The 16,855-nt window shown below is 34.9% G+C and carries 12 protein-coding genes and 1 pseudogene; 6 read left to right on the forward strand and 7 right to left on the reverse strand.

Annotation, left to right across the window (positions count from 1 at the left end):
* Positions 1 to 150 precede the first annotated feature (150 nt).
* Complete coding sequence (locus tag ACG9ZL_RS17385; protein WP_336952657.1) at positions 151 to 765, reverse strand: MarC family protein; 615 nt, start codon at positions 763 to 765, stop codon at positions 151 to 153.
* A 685-nt stretch (positions 766 to 1,450) separates the two neighbouring features.
* Here ACG9ZL_RS17385 and proP point away from each other — a divergent pair.
* A complete protein-coding gene (proP, locus tag ACG9ZL_RS17390; protein ID WP_419328419.1) occupies positions 1,451 to 2,932 on the forward strand; it encodes a glycine betaine/L-proline transporter ProP in 1,482 nt (493 codons plus the stop codon).
* Between the two features lie 198 nt (positions 2,933 to 3,130).
* Here the strand turns inward: proP and ACG9ZL_RS17395 are convergent, their stop codons facing one another.
* The 6 genes from ACG9ZL_RS17395 to ACG9ZL_RS17420 all read right to left on the reverse strand — a co-directional run bounded on the left by ACG9ZL_RS17395 (position 3,131) and on the right by ACG9ZL_RS17420 (position 9,700).
* Positions 3,131 to 3,835 (reverse strand): hypothetical protein, encoded by a 705-nt coding sequence (locus tag ACG9ZL_RS17395; protein WP_419360929.1) that lies wholly within the window; start codon positions 3,833 to 3,835, stop codon positions 3,131 to 3,133.
* A gap of 441 nt (positions 3,836 to 4,276) precedes the next feature.
* Positions 4,277 to 5,533 carry a carbohydrate porin gene (locus tag ACG9ZL_RS17400; RefSeq protein ID WP_419360931.1) on the reverse strand — a complete coding sequence of 419 codons (1,257 nt, stop codon included), beginning with the start codon at positions 5,531 to 5,533 and terminating at the stop codon, positions 4,277 to 4,279.
* 162 nt (positions 5,534 to 5,695) lie between these two features.
* Positions 5,696 to 6,700 carry a transketolase family protein gene (locus ACG9ZL_RS17405; RefSeq protein WP_419360933.1) on the reverse strand — a complete coding sequence of 335 codons (1,005 nt, stop codon included), beginning with the start codon at positions 6,698 to 6,700 and terminating at the stop codon, positions 5,696 to 5,698.
* Between the two features lie 13 nt (positions 6,701 to 6,713).
* Entirely contained in the window at positions 6,714 to 7,559 is an 846-nt protein-coding gene (locus tag ACG9ZL_RS17410) for a transketolase (protein ID WP_336952663.1), read from the reverse strand.
* A 15-nt stretch (positions 7,560 to 7,574) separates the two neighbouring features.
* Positions 7,575 to 8,873 (reverse strand): MFS transporter, encoded by a 1,299-nt coding sequence (locus ACG9ZL_RS17415; RefSeq protein WP_419360943.1) that lies wholly within the window; start codon positions 8,871 to 8,873, stop codon positions 7,575 to 7,577.
* A gap of 77 nt (positions 8,874 to 8,950) precedes the next feature.
* Positions 8,951 to 9,700, reverse strand: coding sequence for an SDR family NAD(P)-dependent oxidoreductase (locus tag ACG9ZL_RS17420; RefSeq protein ID WP_419328414.1), 750 nt, complete (start codon positions 9,698 to 9,700; stop codon positions 8,951 to 8,953).
* Positions 9,701 to 9,850: 150 nt separating this feature from the next.
* On the opposite strand from ACG9ZL_RS17420, the gene ACG9ZL_RS17425 reads away from it, so the two are divergent.
* The 5 genes and pseudogenes from ACG9ZL_RS17425 to ACG9ZL_RS17445 all read left to right on the forward strand — a co-directional run.
* Positions 9,851 to 10,762 (forward strand): LysR substrate-binding domain-containing protein, encoded by a 912-nt coding sequence (locus ACG9ZL_RS17425; protein WP_419360934.1) that lies wholly within the window; start codon positions 9,851 to 9,853, stop codon positions 10,760 to 10,762.
* A 1,156-nt stretch (positions 10,763 to 11,918) separates the two neighbouring features.
* Positions 11,919 to 12,084, forward strand: a pseudogene (locus tag ACG9ZL_RS17430) (tyrosine-type recombinase/integrase); the annotation flags it as partial.
* 81 nt (positions 12,085 to 12,165) lie between these two features.
* A complete protein-coding gene (locus ACG9ZL_RS17435; RefSeq protein WP_419360936.1) occupies positions 12,166 to 12,672 on the forward strand; it encodes a CoA transferase in 507 nt (168 codons plus the stop codon).
* Between the two features lie 131 nt (positions 12,673 to 12,803).
* On the forward strand, positions 12,804 to 14,465 hold the full coding sequence (locus ACG9ZL_RS17440) for an ATP-dependent DNA helicase (RefSeq protein WP_419360937.1): 1,662 nt from the start codon (positions 12,804 to 12,806) through the stop codon (positions 14,463 to 14,465).
* Between the two features lie 2 nt (positions 14,466 to 14,467).
* On the forward strand, positions 14,468 to 16,855 hold a 2,388-nt coding region (locus ACG9ZL_RS17445; protein WP_419360939.1), incomplete at its 3' end, for an ATP-dependent helicase.

Raw genomic sequence — 16,855 nt, forward strand, 5'->3', positions numbered from 1 at the left:
GCCTCTCAATCTGAAAGGCTAAGAAGATTTCTAGATGATAGTCCTGAATAAACTTTGATATAATGTTGAGGTGGATCTCCCACCTCAGCGTAAATCATGTTTCAGCTTTTATTTAATAATTATCTTAAAAATCAAAAATATAAATAATTATTAATACTTTTCAAGTAAACCAATAATCCCTGTCGCGATCATATCAATCGCAATAGTCCCAATTAACAAGGCAGATAAACGTCCAACAATATCAAAATAGCGATCAATATATTTCGCATGGCTATAACGTAAGTGGTCATGCCCATACTTCATGATCATTAAAATGCCACAGCTAATAAATAAGGTAAAAGCAATCAACACCGCGGATTCGAGTAAAGACATACTCGCTCCTGTCACCACAGCTGCACTAATTGTGCCTGGACCAATCATAAATGGCATAGCCATGGTACTGGCCAAATGTGCAGGCGTTCCTCTCATTTCTCCGATAGTATCTGCACCTTGAAATACAAAACGATAGCCAATCACCAAGAAAATTAACCCACCAAAAATCTGAAATGATTCAAAACGAACATTTAAATAAGTACTAAAAATTGCTTCGCCACCCCATGCAAAAAGCATAAAAACCACATAAGCAATCAAAGCACCTTGTGCTAAACCTTTATTAAATACTTTAGTTTCAGTGTGTCTGATCATCCCGATCATATAAATACTCATCAAAAAAGGATTGAGTAAGGAGAAAAACAAAACAAAAGGATGAATATAATTTGAAAACATAATGGCTTTCCATAAAACAAAAGCAGGAAATAAGTGACTTGCTAAAAATTGTACTTCTCAATGAACAGATATTTTGTCTAACTAATCATTAAAATTGTAAATTACATTAGTTTTTAATAACTTATTTTTACAAAAAATATAACATTTAAGCTAAAAAACTCAGGACCTTATAAAATGGACTCATTGTTATCTATAAAAAAATATTTATACAGTTTTAGCGTCCCATTTAAGCTGGATATGGTTATAACTAATATTGCACTCATTAGCATTTGGATTGTTGATAAAATTACACTTAACGGCTGTTCTTTGCTTTAGTCATCATCTTAATAGCCTATTTCTAGTCTTAACATCTTTTATCATTTAATTTAGCTTTAATCACTGCAAAAAAAATTTAGCGAAAGGAAACACAACTATTATTTTCAATCCTTTTGATTCATTTATATACGTTAAACTCATTACACAATTACATCAGATCTCATACATTTTATTCATGATTACCCAACACATAAAAACCACAAAAAAACTAAAATTATAATCAATTGATATTTATTAAAATTCTATGACATTGAAATTTTAAATGTAACTTAGCGTTATCTTTTAATTATTTCTGCTCATGATGAATTTTATTTTTGACTTTGGTTTAGAGATTTTTTAAACACAGTCATTCATTAGGATTAAGCCATTTATGTATAAAAGAAAAATTAAACCACTTGAAATCGATGATGTCGAAATTATTGATTATGATAAGACTAAAAAAGCCATTAAAGCCGCAGCCTTAGGCAATGCAATCGAATGGTTTGATTTTGGTGTTTATGGTTATGTCGCTTATGTATTAGGTAAAGTCTTTTTTCCAAATTCATCGCCTAGTATACAAATGATTGCAGCACTCGCAACCTTTTCTATACCTTTTATATTTCGACCTTTAGGTGGATTGTTTTTTGGGCATTTAGGTGATAAATACGGTCGTCAAAAGATCCTAGCGATCACCATTATTATCATGTCCGTCAGTACTTTTGGTATTGGCTTAATCCCATCCTATGAAAGTATAGGAATTTGGGCCCCTATTCTGCTACTCATTGTAAAAATTGCTCAGGGTTTTTCAGTCGGAGGAGAATATGCTGGAGCTGCAATATTTGTAGCGGAATATTCACCAGATCGAAAACGTGGTTTCATGGGAAGCTGGCTGGATTTTGGTTCTATTTTAGGTTTTGTTGTTGGGGCGGGTGTCGTTTCAATGATTAGTTTTTCCATGGGGGAAGCGGCCTTTGTCGATTGGGGCTGGCGAATTCCTTTTTATTTAGCGTTACCACTAGGACTAATTGGCTTATATTTACGTCATTCTTTAGATGAAACTCCGACTTTTCAGGCGCATGCTGAAGAACAGTCACTATCTAAAAAACCGCAAAAAGTGGGTTTCAAACAAATTTTCCGTGAACATAAGCGCAGTCTATTGGTATGTGTTGGTCTAGTTCTGTGTACCAATGTCACCTATTACATGCTACTTACCTATTTACCAAGTTATTTCTCACATAACTTAGGCTACTCAGAGAATCACGGCGTTTTGATTATTATTGCAGTAATGGTCGGAATGCTCTTTGTCCAGCCATTCGTGGGAATGCTAAGTGATAAAATTGGTCGTCGACCATTTGTCTTTGCAGGGAGTTTTGCACTGATTGTTTTGTCATATCCAGCCTTTATATTGCTTGCCACAAATAATGTTTATTTAATTTTCTTGGGTCTGTTGATGTTGGCACTTTCACTCAATATGCTGATTGGAATAATGGCTTCAACCCTACCCGCATTGTTTCCAACTGAAATTCGCTATAGCGCACTTGCAATTGCCTTTAATATTTCAGTGGTGATTGCAGGTTTAACACCTACCATCACAGCAACGTTGGTTGAAACAACTCAAAATATTATGGTGCCAGCCTATTATCTGGTGATTTGTGGCTGCTTTGGTGTTATTACTGCGATTTATCTTAAAGAAACAGCAAATTTACCACTTAAAGGCGCCAAGCCAATGGCGGTTGATCCTGAAGAAGCTGAGGAACTTCTAGAGCAATATCATGGAAATATTGAGCAGAAAATCGAAAAAATTGATCAAAAAATCGAAGAACTACAAGAAAAACGTGATCACCTTGCCAAACAGCATCCTGATATTGATTGATGATTTTTAAATGGGCTTATTCAGCATGATCGTGTTGGATAAGCCTCCATATTTGTGACAAGCAAGAACATAAATATGTTGGAGTGCATGGTATAGACGCCACGAGAATATTAAAGTGCCCTAAGAAATTGATTGAGCATTTTATGAGATAAGTGTTGTTCTATTACAGGATAAGACAATATGGCAGAATTAACAAAATCATCTTTTTTTCTTACGTTTTTTAGTTTTGCTGTTTCTTTTGGAAAAAAGAATTTTCCCAGTTCCCAACCCACGGAAATAGTAATTGCTGAGATAAATGAATAAAAGAAAGAAATAAAAAATAGGCGAGATGCTCAACAAGCTAATAATGAACTCCCAGAACAATACGCCTATTCTATAGTTGTAACTCCATTCTATGAGTGCACCTTTACGACTACCACTTTGAAATGAAATTTCATCATGAACAAAGTGCCATATACTGCCAAGAAAACATAAAATAAAAATGCTCGAAACTAATATTTTTTTGATTATTGGTATTTCTAACCAAGGATATTTATATAAAGAAGAAAATTCGAATTGTAAGAATAAACTGTAAATTTTTTTTTGGAAGTTTTCTTGAATGCCATACTTTTTTAAGAATAACCAGCAGACATAGCAACTTAAGAAAAATATAATGATTGTAATGTATATACTAGAAAGAATAGTAAAAAATGGTAGTGGTCCTTTTGAACCTACTGTAATCAACAAATTTTCTGTGATGTACTTATAAATGGAATATTGCCAGTCATTTCTTGGATACGCGGGAAATAACAATAAAGGCGGGATAAATAGAAGAATGGAAAGTTGCAAAAGTAATTTATTTTGTCTTTTTTGCTTTGTTTGGTATTTTTGCATTTCTGTTGATAGATAAGGCTTTTTAGACATTTTTAACTTGAAAACTTACAATCATTTTATGTTCACTAATATCTAACTTTACCCTAAAGATTAAAAACTTCTAGCCAAAAAACCTATTTGGTATATGCCAGTGTATATTGCTAGTGACTTTGTCTTTAATAAAAATATATCAAATCCATGAGCCTTTTTCTTTAGTTAATTCAAATATATTTTTTGATAATATCAATAATCTTTATTCTCTAGAGAGACTGCCTACCTTTGTATGATGTGTGCTGCTGAAAATGTGCATGAGGTGACCATCACCACCAACAGCGGATTGACCTATACCTATAATTTTTAGCTATTGAAAACGACGATTTTTCATAAATTAAGAGAATAAAAAATATTCCCTTAATTTAGCTCTAAAAAAAGTGATAATTTAAATATTAGAAATTTAAAAAATATCGTTCAACTCTTATAGTAGATATATTTTTAAAAAATAATTTTCGAGCTTAAGCCCAGCACTAGAGCATTATCCACATAACTCGTTGCCCCAGGATTGATTACATATTGAATATTAGGTCTAAGCATCAACCATTTCATTGGGAAATATGAATAGTTCAACTCAATATTATATTCAGCATCCTTGTTAATGGCTTGCTGTGTTTGGCTGTAACGATCACTCACATGAACTCTATTCGCAGCAAAACCTACAATGTCATTGGGATAATGATTTAAAAGTCCAATGTACTTTAAACCCATCTGTTGCATATTTCCAACTTTGTTAGTGGTTTGATCATGAAAACTAAAGTTCACAAAAGCGTATAGCCCCTGATGACTTGAGCCATTTTTGGTTAACTGTTGTTCTACGACTCCCCACATCCCATATGTGTGAGATTTTGGTTCTCCTGTAACGATGTCTTTTTGATTTTTGAGATCATCAGCCGTATTGTAAAATGCACCTATACGATAGATACCAGCTAAGTTATTAATCGCCTGTTTCGGCTGCCAGACAAGCTCAACAGGAATATTGACGCCATCGGCATCTTTTGTATCCAAATTCCATCCTTCACTTTCTTCCAAGTTTGTTTGGTTATATTCAAATACACCAAATTGTATAAAAGCCTCAGGGTTGAAACTATATTTAGACATTACAGCCCATTGGCTTACAGGTGCATTAATCCATTTACTGCCTTGCCATTTCCCCATTTGCGCACCGCAAAAAGAATTATTTTGAAAGTCACAAGACATCACATTGAAATAAGTTCCCATGGCAAAACGCCCAACTCGAATACTGGTAGTTGCGTTACTAAAAGTCTTTTCGATCGATAGTTCTGCAAGTCTTGTACCCGAATTTCCTCGACCATAGTTTGCCTGTACATTGGCCAATTGTGGTACTTGCGGATCGGAGATCTGTTCTACTGATACACTCTGCCCTTGTCTTGCCATAATTAATGCTCGAACACTCAGCCCGTCTAGATTTATCAATTTTTCTAAATCTAAGGTTGAACCAAGTGAAAACTGGCTAACATATGTTGGATCTTGTCGTGAGACATATCCACCGTCTGCCAAGTAAGCAATATCGAGATTTAAACTACCATCAAATTTGATCCCTTTATCTGCTAAAGCTGTTCGTTCACCTTGCCCTATTAAATTTTTCCGATTCACATCGAATAAGTTTCCAGCAAAACAAGCCGTATTTGTTCCAATAAGTACACCAATAAGACATAAAAAATTAATTTTGTTCATTGCACAATCCCTGCAAATTTTAAAAATAAGTTTCCCTAAATAACTAATTGAATAAGCTATATTTTGAATGGTTAAATGGAGTAAAAGTGGTATGAGAAAATTGCAGCATGGCAAGACTCCTGTCGTACACCATGCTCAATTCACTAATTAAATTGGATTCTCTTAGGTTAAGTGATTTTTAATTTTCTCTTTAACTGCTTCAACAGAAATACCATATCGATCATGCAATGTCGGCAGTGCACCTGCATCTAAAAATGCATCGGGCAAACCAATCATGTCAAAACGTGGATGTTGCCCATTTCTTAATAGCAAGGTTCCAACTGCTTCACCTAAACCACCAATTACAGAATGATTTTCAGCAGTAAGTACAGGTCGTCCTCCTTTAGCTACCTCATCTAAAATGGTCTGTTCATCAAGAGGCTTAATGGTTGGAACATGTAGAACTGAAACCTCAATTCCTTCTTTTTTAAGTTCTTCAGCTGCCTCAAGAGCGCGCATCGTCAGCAGTCCTGTAGAAATAATCAACAGGTCTTTGCCAGGTTTAATCACTTGAGCCTTACCTAATTTAAATTGGTAATTATATTTATCCAGTACCAATGGAACTTGACCACGTAACAAACGCATATAAACAGGACCTTGATGAGCAGCAATCTGTGGAATAGCCTGTTCAATTTCCAAGGCATCACATGGATCAATGATCATTAAATTTGGCATTCCACGGAAAATTGCAATATCTTCTGTTGCTTGGTGACTTGGCCCATATCCTGTAGTTAAACCAGGAAGGGCTGCTACAATTTTTACGTTCAAATTATCTTCGGCAATCGCCATACAGATAAAATCGTAAGCTCGGCGTGAAGCAAATACAGCATAAGTCGTAGCAAAAGGAACGAATCCTTCTCGAGCTAATCCAGCAGCAGCACTCATCAGGAGTTGTTCTGCCATTCCCATTTGAAAGAATTTGTCTGGGTTTTGGTTAGCAAAAATATGCAAATCTGTATATTTGGATAAATCTGCTGATAATCCAACGATATCATCACGCTCTTTCACCAAGGCATTTAAAGCATGTCCAAATGGTGCAGGTTTGGTTGGTTGGCCTTCAGCAGCAATCGAAGCAATCATTGCAGACGTTTTTAATTTTTTCTTTGGAGAGTTCGCTAATTGGCTCATGGATCTAAACTCCTTATTTGCCGTAATGGGTTAATATATTTAAAGCTTCATCCCATTCGCGTTCATCCACGCGAATAAAATGTGTTTTTTCACGGCTTTCTAAAAATGAAACACCTTTACCCATTTTGGTATCGCAAATAATTACTCTTGGGCATGCTCCTTCGTAGCTTTTCGCTTGATCAAAAGCATCAAGTAAAGCTTCCATATTGTTGCCATCTACGCGTTGGGTATACCAGCCAAATGATTGCCAACGATCTATAATCGGTTCAAAAGCTAGAATTTCACATGAATGCCCATCGGCTTGCTGATTATTCACATCAATAATTGCAATTAGATTATCTAATTTCCAATGTGAAGCCGACATTACGGCTTCCCATGTCGAGCCCTCATTGAGCTCACCATCTGATAAGAGGTTATAAATAAATGACTCTGATTTCTTTTGTTTTAATCCAAGGCAAGCACCTACCGCAATACCCAAACCATGACCTAGCGAACCTCCTGTGATCTCCATACCAGGGGTATACGTTGCCATGCCTGACATAGGTAAACGACTGTCATCAGAACCATACGTTTCAAGTTCTTCAAGTGGAATCACGTTTGCTTCAATCAAAGCAGCATATAAAGCAATTGCATAATGACCTATTGAAAGATAAAAGCGATCTCGTCCTTCCCATTCAGGATTCTCAGGCTGATATTTCATTGCATGAAAATAAGAAACTGCAAGTAGATCGGCTGCACCTAAGGCCTGTCCAATATAACCTTGGCCCTGTACTTGTCCCATACGTAACGCATGTTGACGAATGTTATATGCACGTTGCTGTAGTTCAGCAATACGAACTTCTTTATTAATATTTGACATGATTAACTTCTCTTATTAACGATTAACAAGTTTTGCTGGAACGCCCAGTACTAGGCTGGCACCGACAAATAAAACTGCTGTGATTAAGAACATGCCAATCGCATTCGAACCTGTATTAGTCGTAATCCAGCCGATAAGAAACGGAGAACAAAATCCAGCGAGGTTGGCAAAACTATTGATTCCAGCAATACCCGCAGCAGCTGAAACACCTCCTAAAAAGTTGGTTGGTAACATCCAAAACAAAGAAGATGCGGTGAGTACACCTGATGCTGCAATACATAAACAAATCAGCGATAGGGTTAGATTTGAGGCAAACAATGTTGCGAAGGTCAGTGCAACTGCACCAGCAAACATAGGAATAATTAAATGCCAGCGACGCTCTCTAAAGTGATCTCCGCTACGGCCTGCTAACAGCATTACAACTATGGCACATATATAAGGTAGGCTGGTCAACAAGCCAATATGCCAGTTGTCGCTAATACCTGAGTTACGAATTAATGTCGGCAACCAAAAAGTAATTGCATATTGTCCCATTACGACACAAAAGTAGATTCCCGCAAGTAACCACAAGCGTTTATCACTAATGAAGTCTTTAATACTGCTATGCCCTTCTTTCTGTTGATTATCTTGAGCGATTTCTTGCTGAACTAAATTCTTTTCAGCACTTGTTAACCAATGTGCATCTTGAACAGAGTCTTTTAAAATGATTAGCACCAATAAACCAACAAGTACCGTGGGTATCGCTTCAATAACGAACATCCATTGCCAGCCATACCATCCCTGCACATTGTTCATTTGATCCATGATTAAGCCAGATAGAGGACCGCCAATCATTCCCGAAATTGGAATCGCAATAAACCAAAGCACGGTCATACGGGCCCGACGATAAGATGGGAACCAATATGTAAGATAAAGTAATAAACCTGGTGCTAACCCTGCCTCAGCAACACCGAGTAAAAAGCGCAAGGTATAGAATTGCCATTCTGTTTCAACAAATGCAAAACAGCCTGATAAAATACCCCATGTAATCATAATTCGGGCAATCCAACGTCGAGCACCAACTTTATGAAGCACAATATTGCTAGGTACTTCACATAAGAAATATCCTATAAAGAAAATACCTGCTCCGAGTCCATAAACAGCTTCACTAAACTGTAAATCACTCATCATTTGAAGTTTGGCAAAACCAACATTTACACGGTCTAGATAAGCACAAAAATAACAAAGCATTAAAAATGGCATCAGCCGAAATGCAATTTTTCGATATGCAGATTTACGAATAGCATCTGTATCAGATGAAAATACGGTATCCATCATGCGAGTCCCTTTACAATTGGCCACAATATCCTCTCATGGCCATGTCTCTATTTTAGATTTTCTAATACTGTGTTTTAGTGAATCAACATGCCGCCATTTACGTCTAAAGTTACACCTGTTAAATAGGCTGATAGATCACTGGCTAAAAATAACGCTGCATTTGCAACATCTTGTGCTCTGCCTAAGCGACCAAGTGGAATACCTGCAAGAATGTCATGACGACGATCATCATTTATTAAACCACCCGTAATATCTGTTTGAATAAGACCTGGTGTAAGTGAGTTGACACGAATATTATCTGCACCAAACTCGCGAGCCATCGCTTTACCTAATCCTAAAACCCCAGCTTTGGCAGCACTGTAGTGTGGACCACCAAAAATACCACCACCTCGTTGTGCCGAAACGGATGATAAGCACACAATACTTCCTCCACCGTTTTCTTTCATTGAGGGAATTACTGCCTGAGACATAATGAGTGTTCCTCGCAGACTGACATCCAAAATACGGTCATAATCATTACGTTTGATATCTAATGTTTTTACAGGTTGGGTAATGCCTGCATTATTGACCAAAATATCAATTTTTCCATAGTGTTGAAGGGCTTTTTCCACAGCAGCGTGTGCTTGTTCTTCATTTGCAACATTTGCTGCTAGACCTAAATGACCTTCGCCCAATGCTTTAGCTGCATTCTGGCTTTGCACAAGATCTAGATCAACAATAATGACTTTAGCGCCTTGCTGTGCAAAGATTTCTGCTGTTGCACGACCAATACCACGCTCTGATGCAGCACCTGTGATTAACGCTACCTTTCCTTGTAGTAACATGTCTATTCCTCTTATCTTCAACATATTTATTCATCATTAGATTCTCTTTTTTCACGGTGAGCAGCAATAAGGTTAAACTCAACTAGGCATGAATTTTATTCATGCCTATGATATTTTTAGTTTGTATTCGAAAGAAAAATGGAATTTTAAATGAACAATAGTAAAAAAAATTACAATCAGGTACCTGCAATAAAAACCTTACAAGCGTTTGAGCAAACTGCTCGATTAGGAAATGTGGCAAAAGCGGCAGAAGTTTTGAATCTCACACCATCTGCTGTCAGTCATCAAATAGCAAAACTAGAAGAAATGATTGGTCAAAGCTTATTTATAAGAGGCGCACGAGGAGTGACCTTAACGCCTTCAGGTGAACGTTATTATCAAGATGTCACCACTATCTTGCATAATTTGATGTTAGCGACTGAACAAGCATCAGATAAAAGCCCAAAAGATAGTTTATATATCCATTCATCACCTAGCTTTGGACTTCTGTGGTTATTGCCAAGATTAGAATCATTTAAAGAACAATATCCTCTCATTCAAGTGAATTTATCTTGCTCTTATGAAAACCTTCATTTTACGCGTGATAAAATTGATATTGATATTCGTCATGGTATTCCAAATTGGACAGGTGTCGAAATTAGAACTTTTCGAAGTGAAAAATTAGAAGTTCTTGCCTCCCCAAAACTACTTGAACGTAGTCCAGTATCTGAGCCTAAAGATCTACTAAAAAAAGAATTAATTTTGTCAAAGTCTACTCTCGTGACATGGCCTCAATGGTTTGCACACCAAGGGCTGAGTATTCCTGAATTTCCTTATACTTTTAGTTTTGATCGCTCATACATGTCGCTTGAAGCTGCAACTCATGGGCTTGGATTCGTTCTTGAAAGCAATTTACTTACCCAAAATTATCTAGATTCAGGAAAACTTGTCAAAGTCTTTCATGATGACTTATCCGTACCCATATCTGCACACCACTTAGTTTATCCACGTACCCATGAGAACATTCTCAAAGTGAACCATTTTTTAAACTGGATTGGTGACGAAATCATTAAAGATAAATAATGATCACTCAGAGCATAGTGCATCCATTTAAATCAAACTAAGACCTATTCGCTTATAATAAAAGGTCTTTCTACGATACCTTGCCACTCTTAAAAAATGATTTCTAGCATGGTTATTCATGCGAGCTATTATAAACCTACAAAGCACGTTGAATCTAATCCAGTAAATTCGCTCCTTCGCTTAAAGTTAAATGTACGTTATAGACAGATGTTCAATAATTTTGTGTAGAGTTTTTTTCTACACATTAGTTGTAAAGGTAAGTATAAAAGCAATCCATAGGATGCAACATGATAGTAAGACAACATGCTGTAAAAGTACGGATATTGCTAAATCCTGTGGTTATAAAAATAAATGTACTCAGCTCATCCAACTCATCTAAGCTGACATATCAACAACCCAAAGCCCTACAGTTGACTAATCCACCAATGGACATGTGGTTCTTCAATGCTTTGACTAATTTGTCTCTGACAAGTTTGACCATTAACAATCCATACAGGTCATTCAATATAGTAGTCAAATAAAATGTATTCTGTCCATGGGCTCAGTTTAAGATCATTATCAAGACATTTTAAAAGCCTCTAAATCTTAATCCTGAGCTGTTAATCAGAGCTTTTCCTGCTCCTGAGCATTCATATAAAAAATTCAATCAAACCAAGCAAATTATTTTAGCAAATCATATCAGCACTTTATTTTAGGGCTTATATAGCTTTATTTTTAAAATTTTATATAGAGTAAGTGAGACAAAATCAAAGCAAAAAAAAGACCCTTAAAAATTTAAGGGTCTTTTAAATATTTGGCGGAAGCGGTGAGATTCGAACTCTGTAAATAACTTTTTAATAGATTCTATCTAGGTTTAATTTATTATTTATCAAATAATTAAAATCTAATAGAATCTTATAGATTTTATAATTTGTGCCAAATTTTGTGACAACGCCTTTTTTAAGTAATGCTTTTATAACAAAAATTTGGTGGAGATGGCGTCAGTTGAACCATATCAATAAAATTTTGTTTTATATAACTTTTTTTTAAAGCAATTCAAATTTACCCAATCTTGACCCATTACCCTTTTATACATTTTTTGATGGGTTAAAATTTTTCTCAATGACATTCAAGAGAGAAGGAGCTTTGTTCCCTTACATCAAGAACAAGATTGCATTTCCCTGTACCACCTATTAGTGAAATGCTTTCCGATATGTCATAGACGATACTGAGCAAACGAATGCATGAGCAGAAGCTTAAACTATATCGATCCAAAGCAAAATCGAGTAATTACCACACATAGTTTTAGGTCCACCCTCCGTGGCTGGTTATCCGCTAAAACTTTAAATCGACCTTAACATTTATCAATGCATTTCTAGTCTTTTTGGCAGATGCTGAGCATTGAATTTCATCGTGAAAGATAAATGACCATTTTGCATAAGATTAGTGTTGTTGATATAAGTCGTAATTATTCAGGCATACTTTGCTCACTGCTATTAGCAGATCAAGGAGTGAATGTCACTTATTTCAAAGATAAATACTCTGAAATTGATCACTATACACATGCTGTATTTGCTCGGTCTAAACATTGTCTAGTTACAGATTGGACGGCACAGGATAGCTTAGATTTACTGTTTAAGAACTTAGAAAGTGCAGACGTAATTATTATTGATTGGTCAACACAACAGCTCCAAGAGCTTGGCTTAGATTTAGACCGTTTATCAAATAAATATCCTAATCTTATTCAGTTAAGAATTACAGGTTTTCCAAAGGAATACCCAAGGTATGCTTTTCCAGCCCATGATGGCTTAATTGCTGCTTCAACAGCTCTATATACGGATATTTCTGTAACACGTTCTGTTTTAGGCCTCCCTCCATTCCTTCATCAGCAGAACCGAACTCTAAACAGACAATTAACCCAACAAAAATAATTATGATTAGCCTTCTTGTAATATTTTCCTTCTTAATAGGTGCTGTTTTTTTCTAATAATGAGTTAACGACTAGTCAAAATATACCGTTAACCATAAACTAATTCGAAACTTCATTTGAAAAATTAAGAACATGCATATTCAAAATCAGATAAGCGATTTTTTGACATCAACTACTTCAAAAGCACTGCTTATTACTGGCAGTGCAGGAACTGGAAAGACTTCGCTAATCAAAGAAATTGTAACGTATCTAATTAACCAACAATTAGAATATTACTTACTAGCGCCAACTGGTAGAGCAGCACACAATTTACAAAACCATGTGTTTGAGGTGACTGAAATATCTCCGACTACTATTCATTCTTTTTTATATAAAAAAGTTGATGAATCGGCTCAAGAGATTCCTGAAATTTTAAAATTTTCAGTAGTAGAAGAAAAAGTAGAAGACAATGCTGTAATCATTATTGATGAGGCCTCCATGCTTTCACATGAAGCAACGAGTGAAAAAGACTTTCTCCAATTTGGCTCTGGAAATCTATTTAAGGATTTAACTGATTATTTAGATTTATCAAATTCAAACCGTAAACTAATCCTCGTTGGTGATCCATGCCAACTTCCACCCATTAATGTATCGCAGGCTGAAGTACTCAATATAGATTATTTAAAACAGCATTTTGAGACAAACAATATAGAACATATACACTTAAACGAAGTGCATCGCCAACTTAAAGACAGTGCTATTTTGAAATCAGCAACAGCCTTAAGGGATAAACTAGAAAATAAAGACTTTTTACAACTGCCAATTGATCTAGATCATGATGAAATTCATCATTTAAATATGGATGATGCTTTAGAAAAATATCTATGGGTGTATGGCAATAACTCAATATTTTTATCTTATACCAATAAAGATGTACATAGCATTAATCTTAAATTTAGAGGACTTCTAAACCTAAACCCTAAAAAATTAGAGAAAAAAGAACGTCTTATTTTAATGAAAAACTCTTGGGTAAATTCTCAATACTTATACAATGGTGATTTTCTTATCATTGAAAATTTTGGAGTTATAGAAAGTTTTACGATTAATGTTCCTCAAAAACAAGAAAATCCTCTTCCTATCACTTTAGAATTTCAGGATATTGAATTAAGAAAAGAAGATTCATTTTCTAGCATCAAATGTAAAATTTTACATCACAAAATTTGGAATGAAGAAAATGAAACTTCTACTAAAGAGCTTCAAGCATTAGTTATTCACTTTAAACAACGCTACCCTCACTTACAACGTGGAACTCTTGAATATAAGCAAGCCATTCAAAATGATCCTTATATAAATGCCTTATATCTACGTTTTGGCTATGCTATGACTTGTCATAAAGCCCAAGGCGGTGAATGGGATAAGGTATATATTAATTTAGCTCGCCCTCAAAATGACTTAAAAACATTAAACGGATTTAAGTGGACCTATACAGCTTTAACACGGTCAAAAAAGTATGCTTATCTAATTAATTGCCTTGTTAATAATAAGTCCTTTGATCCTCAAAACCCTTTCGATAACTTAATAGCTGAAATCCAAAGTAAATTAAATCAGAATGGCTTTCAACTACTATCAACTAGATCTCTTGAATATGAACTTCAACTCTTTATCCAAAAAGATAATATCGATACCAGTGTAAAAATTTATCGTAATGGAAAAATGAAAATTACTCGCCTTATGGCTATGCAAAAATCTATTCATTTTGAAGAATTAGAGGCTTTATTGAATACTTTTGTTAATACCTCTTTAGTGGAGAAATAAAAATGAATACTAACTTTTTAGAAGAACTCAATAACTCACAGCGCAAAGCTGTTGAAACCACTGAAGGGTATATTCGTTTAACAGCTGGAGCTGGTTCAGGTAAAACTCGTGCGTTGGTTAGTCGATACCTTTATCTAACCGATATTGATGGTATAAGCCCTGACAATATTCTATGCATTACTTTTACTCGTAAAGCCGCTGATGAGATGAAAAAACGGATCAGAGATATCAGTGCTACCAACCTAGACGGCGCTCTAATTAGTACATACCACGGATTTTGTTATAAAGTTATCCGTGAAGATGCTCATCGCCTACATCTGAAAAAAGAATTTGAGATTATTGATGATAATAAGTTAGAAAAAACTTTCAGAGATATTTACAAAGAGTTAAAGCTGACCATAAAAGATGGAGAACTAAAACTCTTACAAAAAGCATTATTTTTATATAAATCGACAACGTCTTATATCCATAAAATGACGGGATTAAGTCAATATACTTATGCTGAAAATGTTTTAAATTTTAATAACCAATTACACACCTTATTATCAGAACCAAATTATCGCTATTTAGCTGATGAGATCTCACGCTATTCTGATGTTTTAGGGCATTATTTAGCTCGACAAGTAGAATATGCAAATTATGACTTTTTTGATTTGCTTGAATTCACATTGCATCTTTTTTCCACAGATTCTTATGTATTAGATAAATGGCAAACTCGTCTTGAATATATTATGGTGGATGAATTTCAAGATAGCAGTTGGCGTGAAAATGCTTTAATTTCTTATTTAGCAGGTAAACATCATAATCTTTTTGTTGTAGGTGACCCTGATCAATCTATTTATTCATTCAAGGGTGGAGACATTTCTGTTTTCTTAGACTTTAATAAAAACTATCCTGATGCCATAGATTTACAACTTTATGAGAATTATCGATCTACTCAGCAAATAGTTGAAGTTTCTAATCAAATTATTGCTAAAAATGAAATTCGACTTGATAAATCGAGTATCCCTAAACGTGGTAAAGGTGAAGATGTCACACATTTTCACTGTAAAAAAGATAAGCAAGAAATTCAATTTATTGTTGATGAAATTAATAAAATTAAGAAAGAAAAAACATATGAGCATAAAGGTGAGAAAATTCCATATTCATGGAAAAATATCGCTATTATTGTTCGTTCTCATCGCTCTAAAAAACCAATTGAAAGTGCTTTTGTTAAAGCTGGATTTCCATATACCATCGCTGATGGTATAAAGTTCTATGCAAAAAAAGAAATTCAGACCGCAATTGCCTATATTAAAATGTTAGAAGAAGATTGTAATGACTCATTTGTAAAAAGCATTAAAGAACCTAAACGGAGGGTCGGAGAAGTTTTACTCAAAAAAATTAAACATAATGCGGATTTAAAATTATGCAGTTACTATCAGGCACTAAAGCATTTAGAACATATCAATGATCCCGACTTTAATACAACTTCTGCCCGAGAATATATCGAAGTTATTGATTTTATACGAAGCAGAAAGTTTTCTGTAAAACTTTCAACATTAGTACACGACATCCTAAGAGCATCAGGTTATTTAAATTATTTACGAGAAGGGACTAATGAACAACGCATTATTAATGTGGAAGATTTAATTGATTCAATTTTACAGTTAGAAATTCGTAGGCAACAAGATGTTTCATTAACAGAATATATTGATATGCTTAATGAACATACCCGTGAAACTGATGAAGATGAAGAAAAAGATGAAATCCAAATTATGACCATCCACTCTTCTAAAGGCTTAGAGTTTAAAGCTGTATTTCTACCTCATTTTAATGATGGATCTTTACCAAATGCAAAATCTCTTTCAGATAGAATCAAATTAGAAGAAGATCGTAGATTAGCTTATGTTGCTTTTACACGTGCTGAAGACTTATTGTATATCACTGAATCTGAAGGCCTTACAGAAAGGGGATCGAATAAACTCCCTTCACGATTCTTATTTGACTTTGATAGAAGCTTATTAAATGAACCGTCACATCTACCTCAAAAATTTATCGACTCATTGCTTAAAGAGTTTTCGCATTCATCAGGAGAAGTAATAGCTCAACGTAAATTAAGTATAGGTGATCAAGTCAGACATCATAAATTTGGTCTAGCAACGATTAAGGCAGTGACTGATGCAAATTACATTATTCAATTTGGTGATCCACCTATTAAAGAAAGAACTATCAGCAAAAACTATCAATTTTCTACAAACGACGTAACAGCTATCAATTCCAGCCTAGGGAAAAACTCAACTAATAATATGCTAGATGTATCAGATGTATCAGATGTATCAGATGTATCAGATGTATCAGATGTATCAGATGTATCAGATGTATCAGATGTATCAGATGTATCAGATGTA

This window comes from Acinetobacter legionensis (assembly GCF_048551735.1).
Lineage (GTDB): Bacteria > Pseudomonadota > Gammaproteobacteria > Pseudomonadales > Moraxellaceae > Acinetobacter.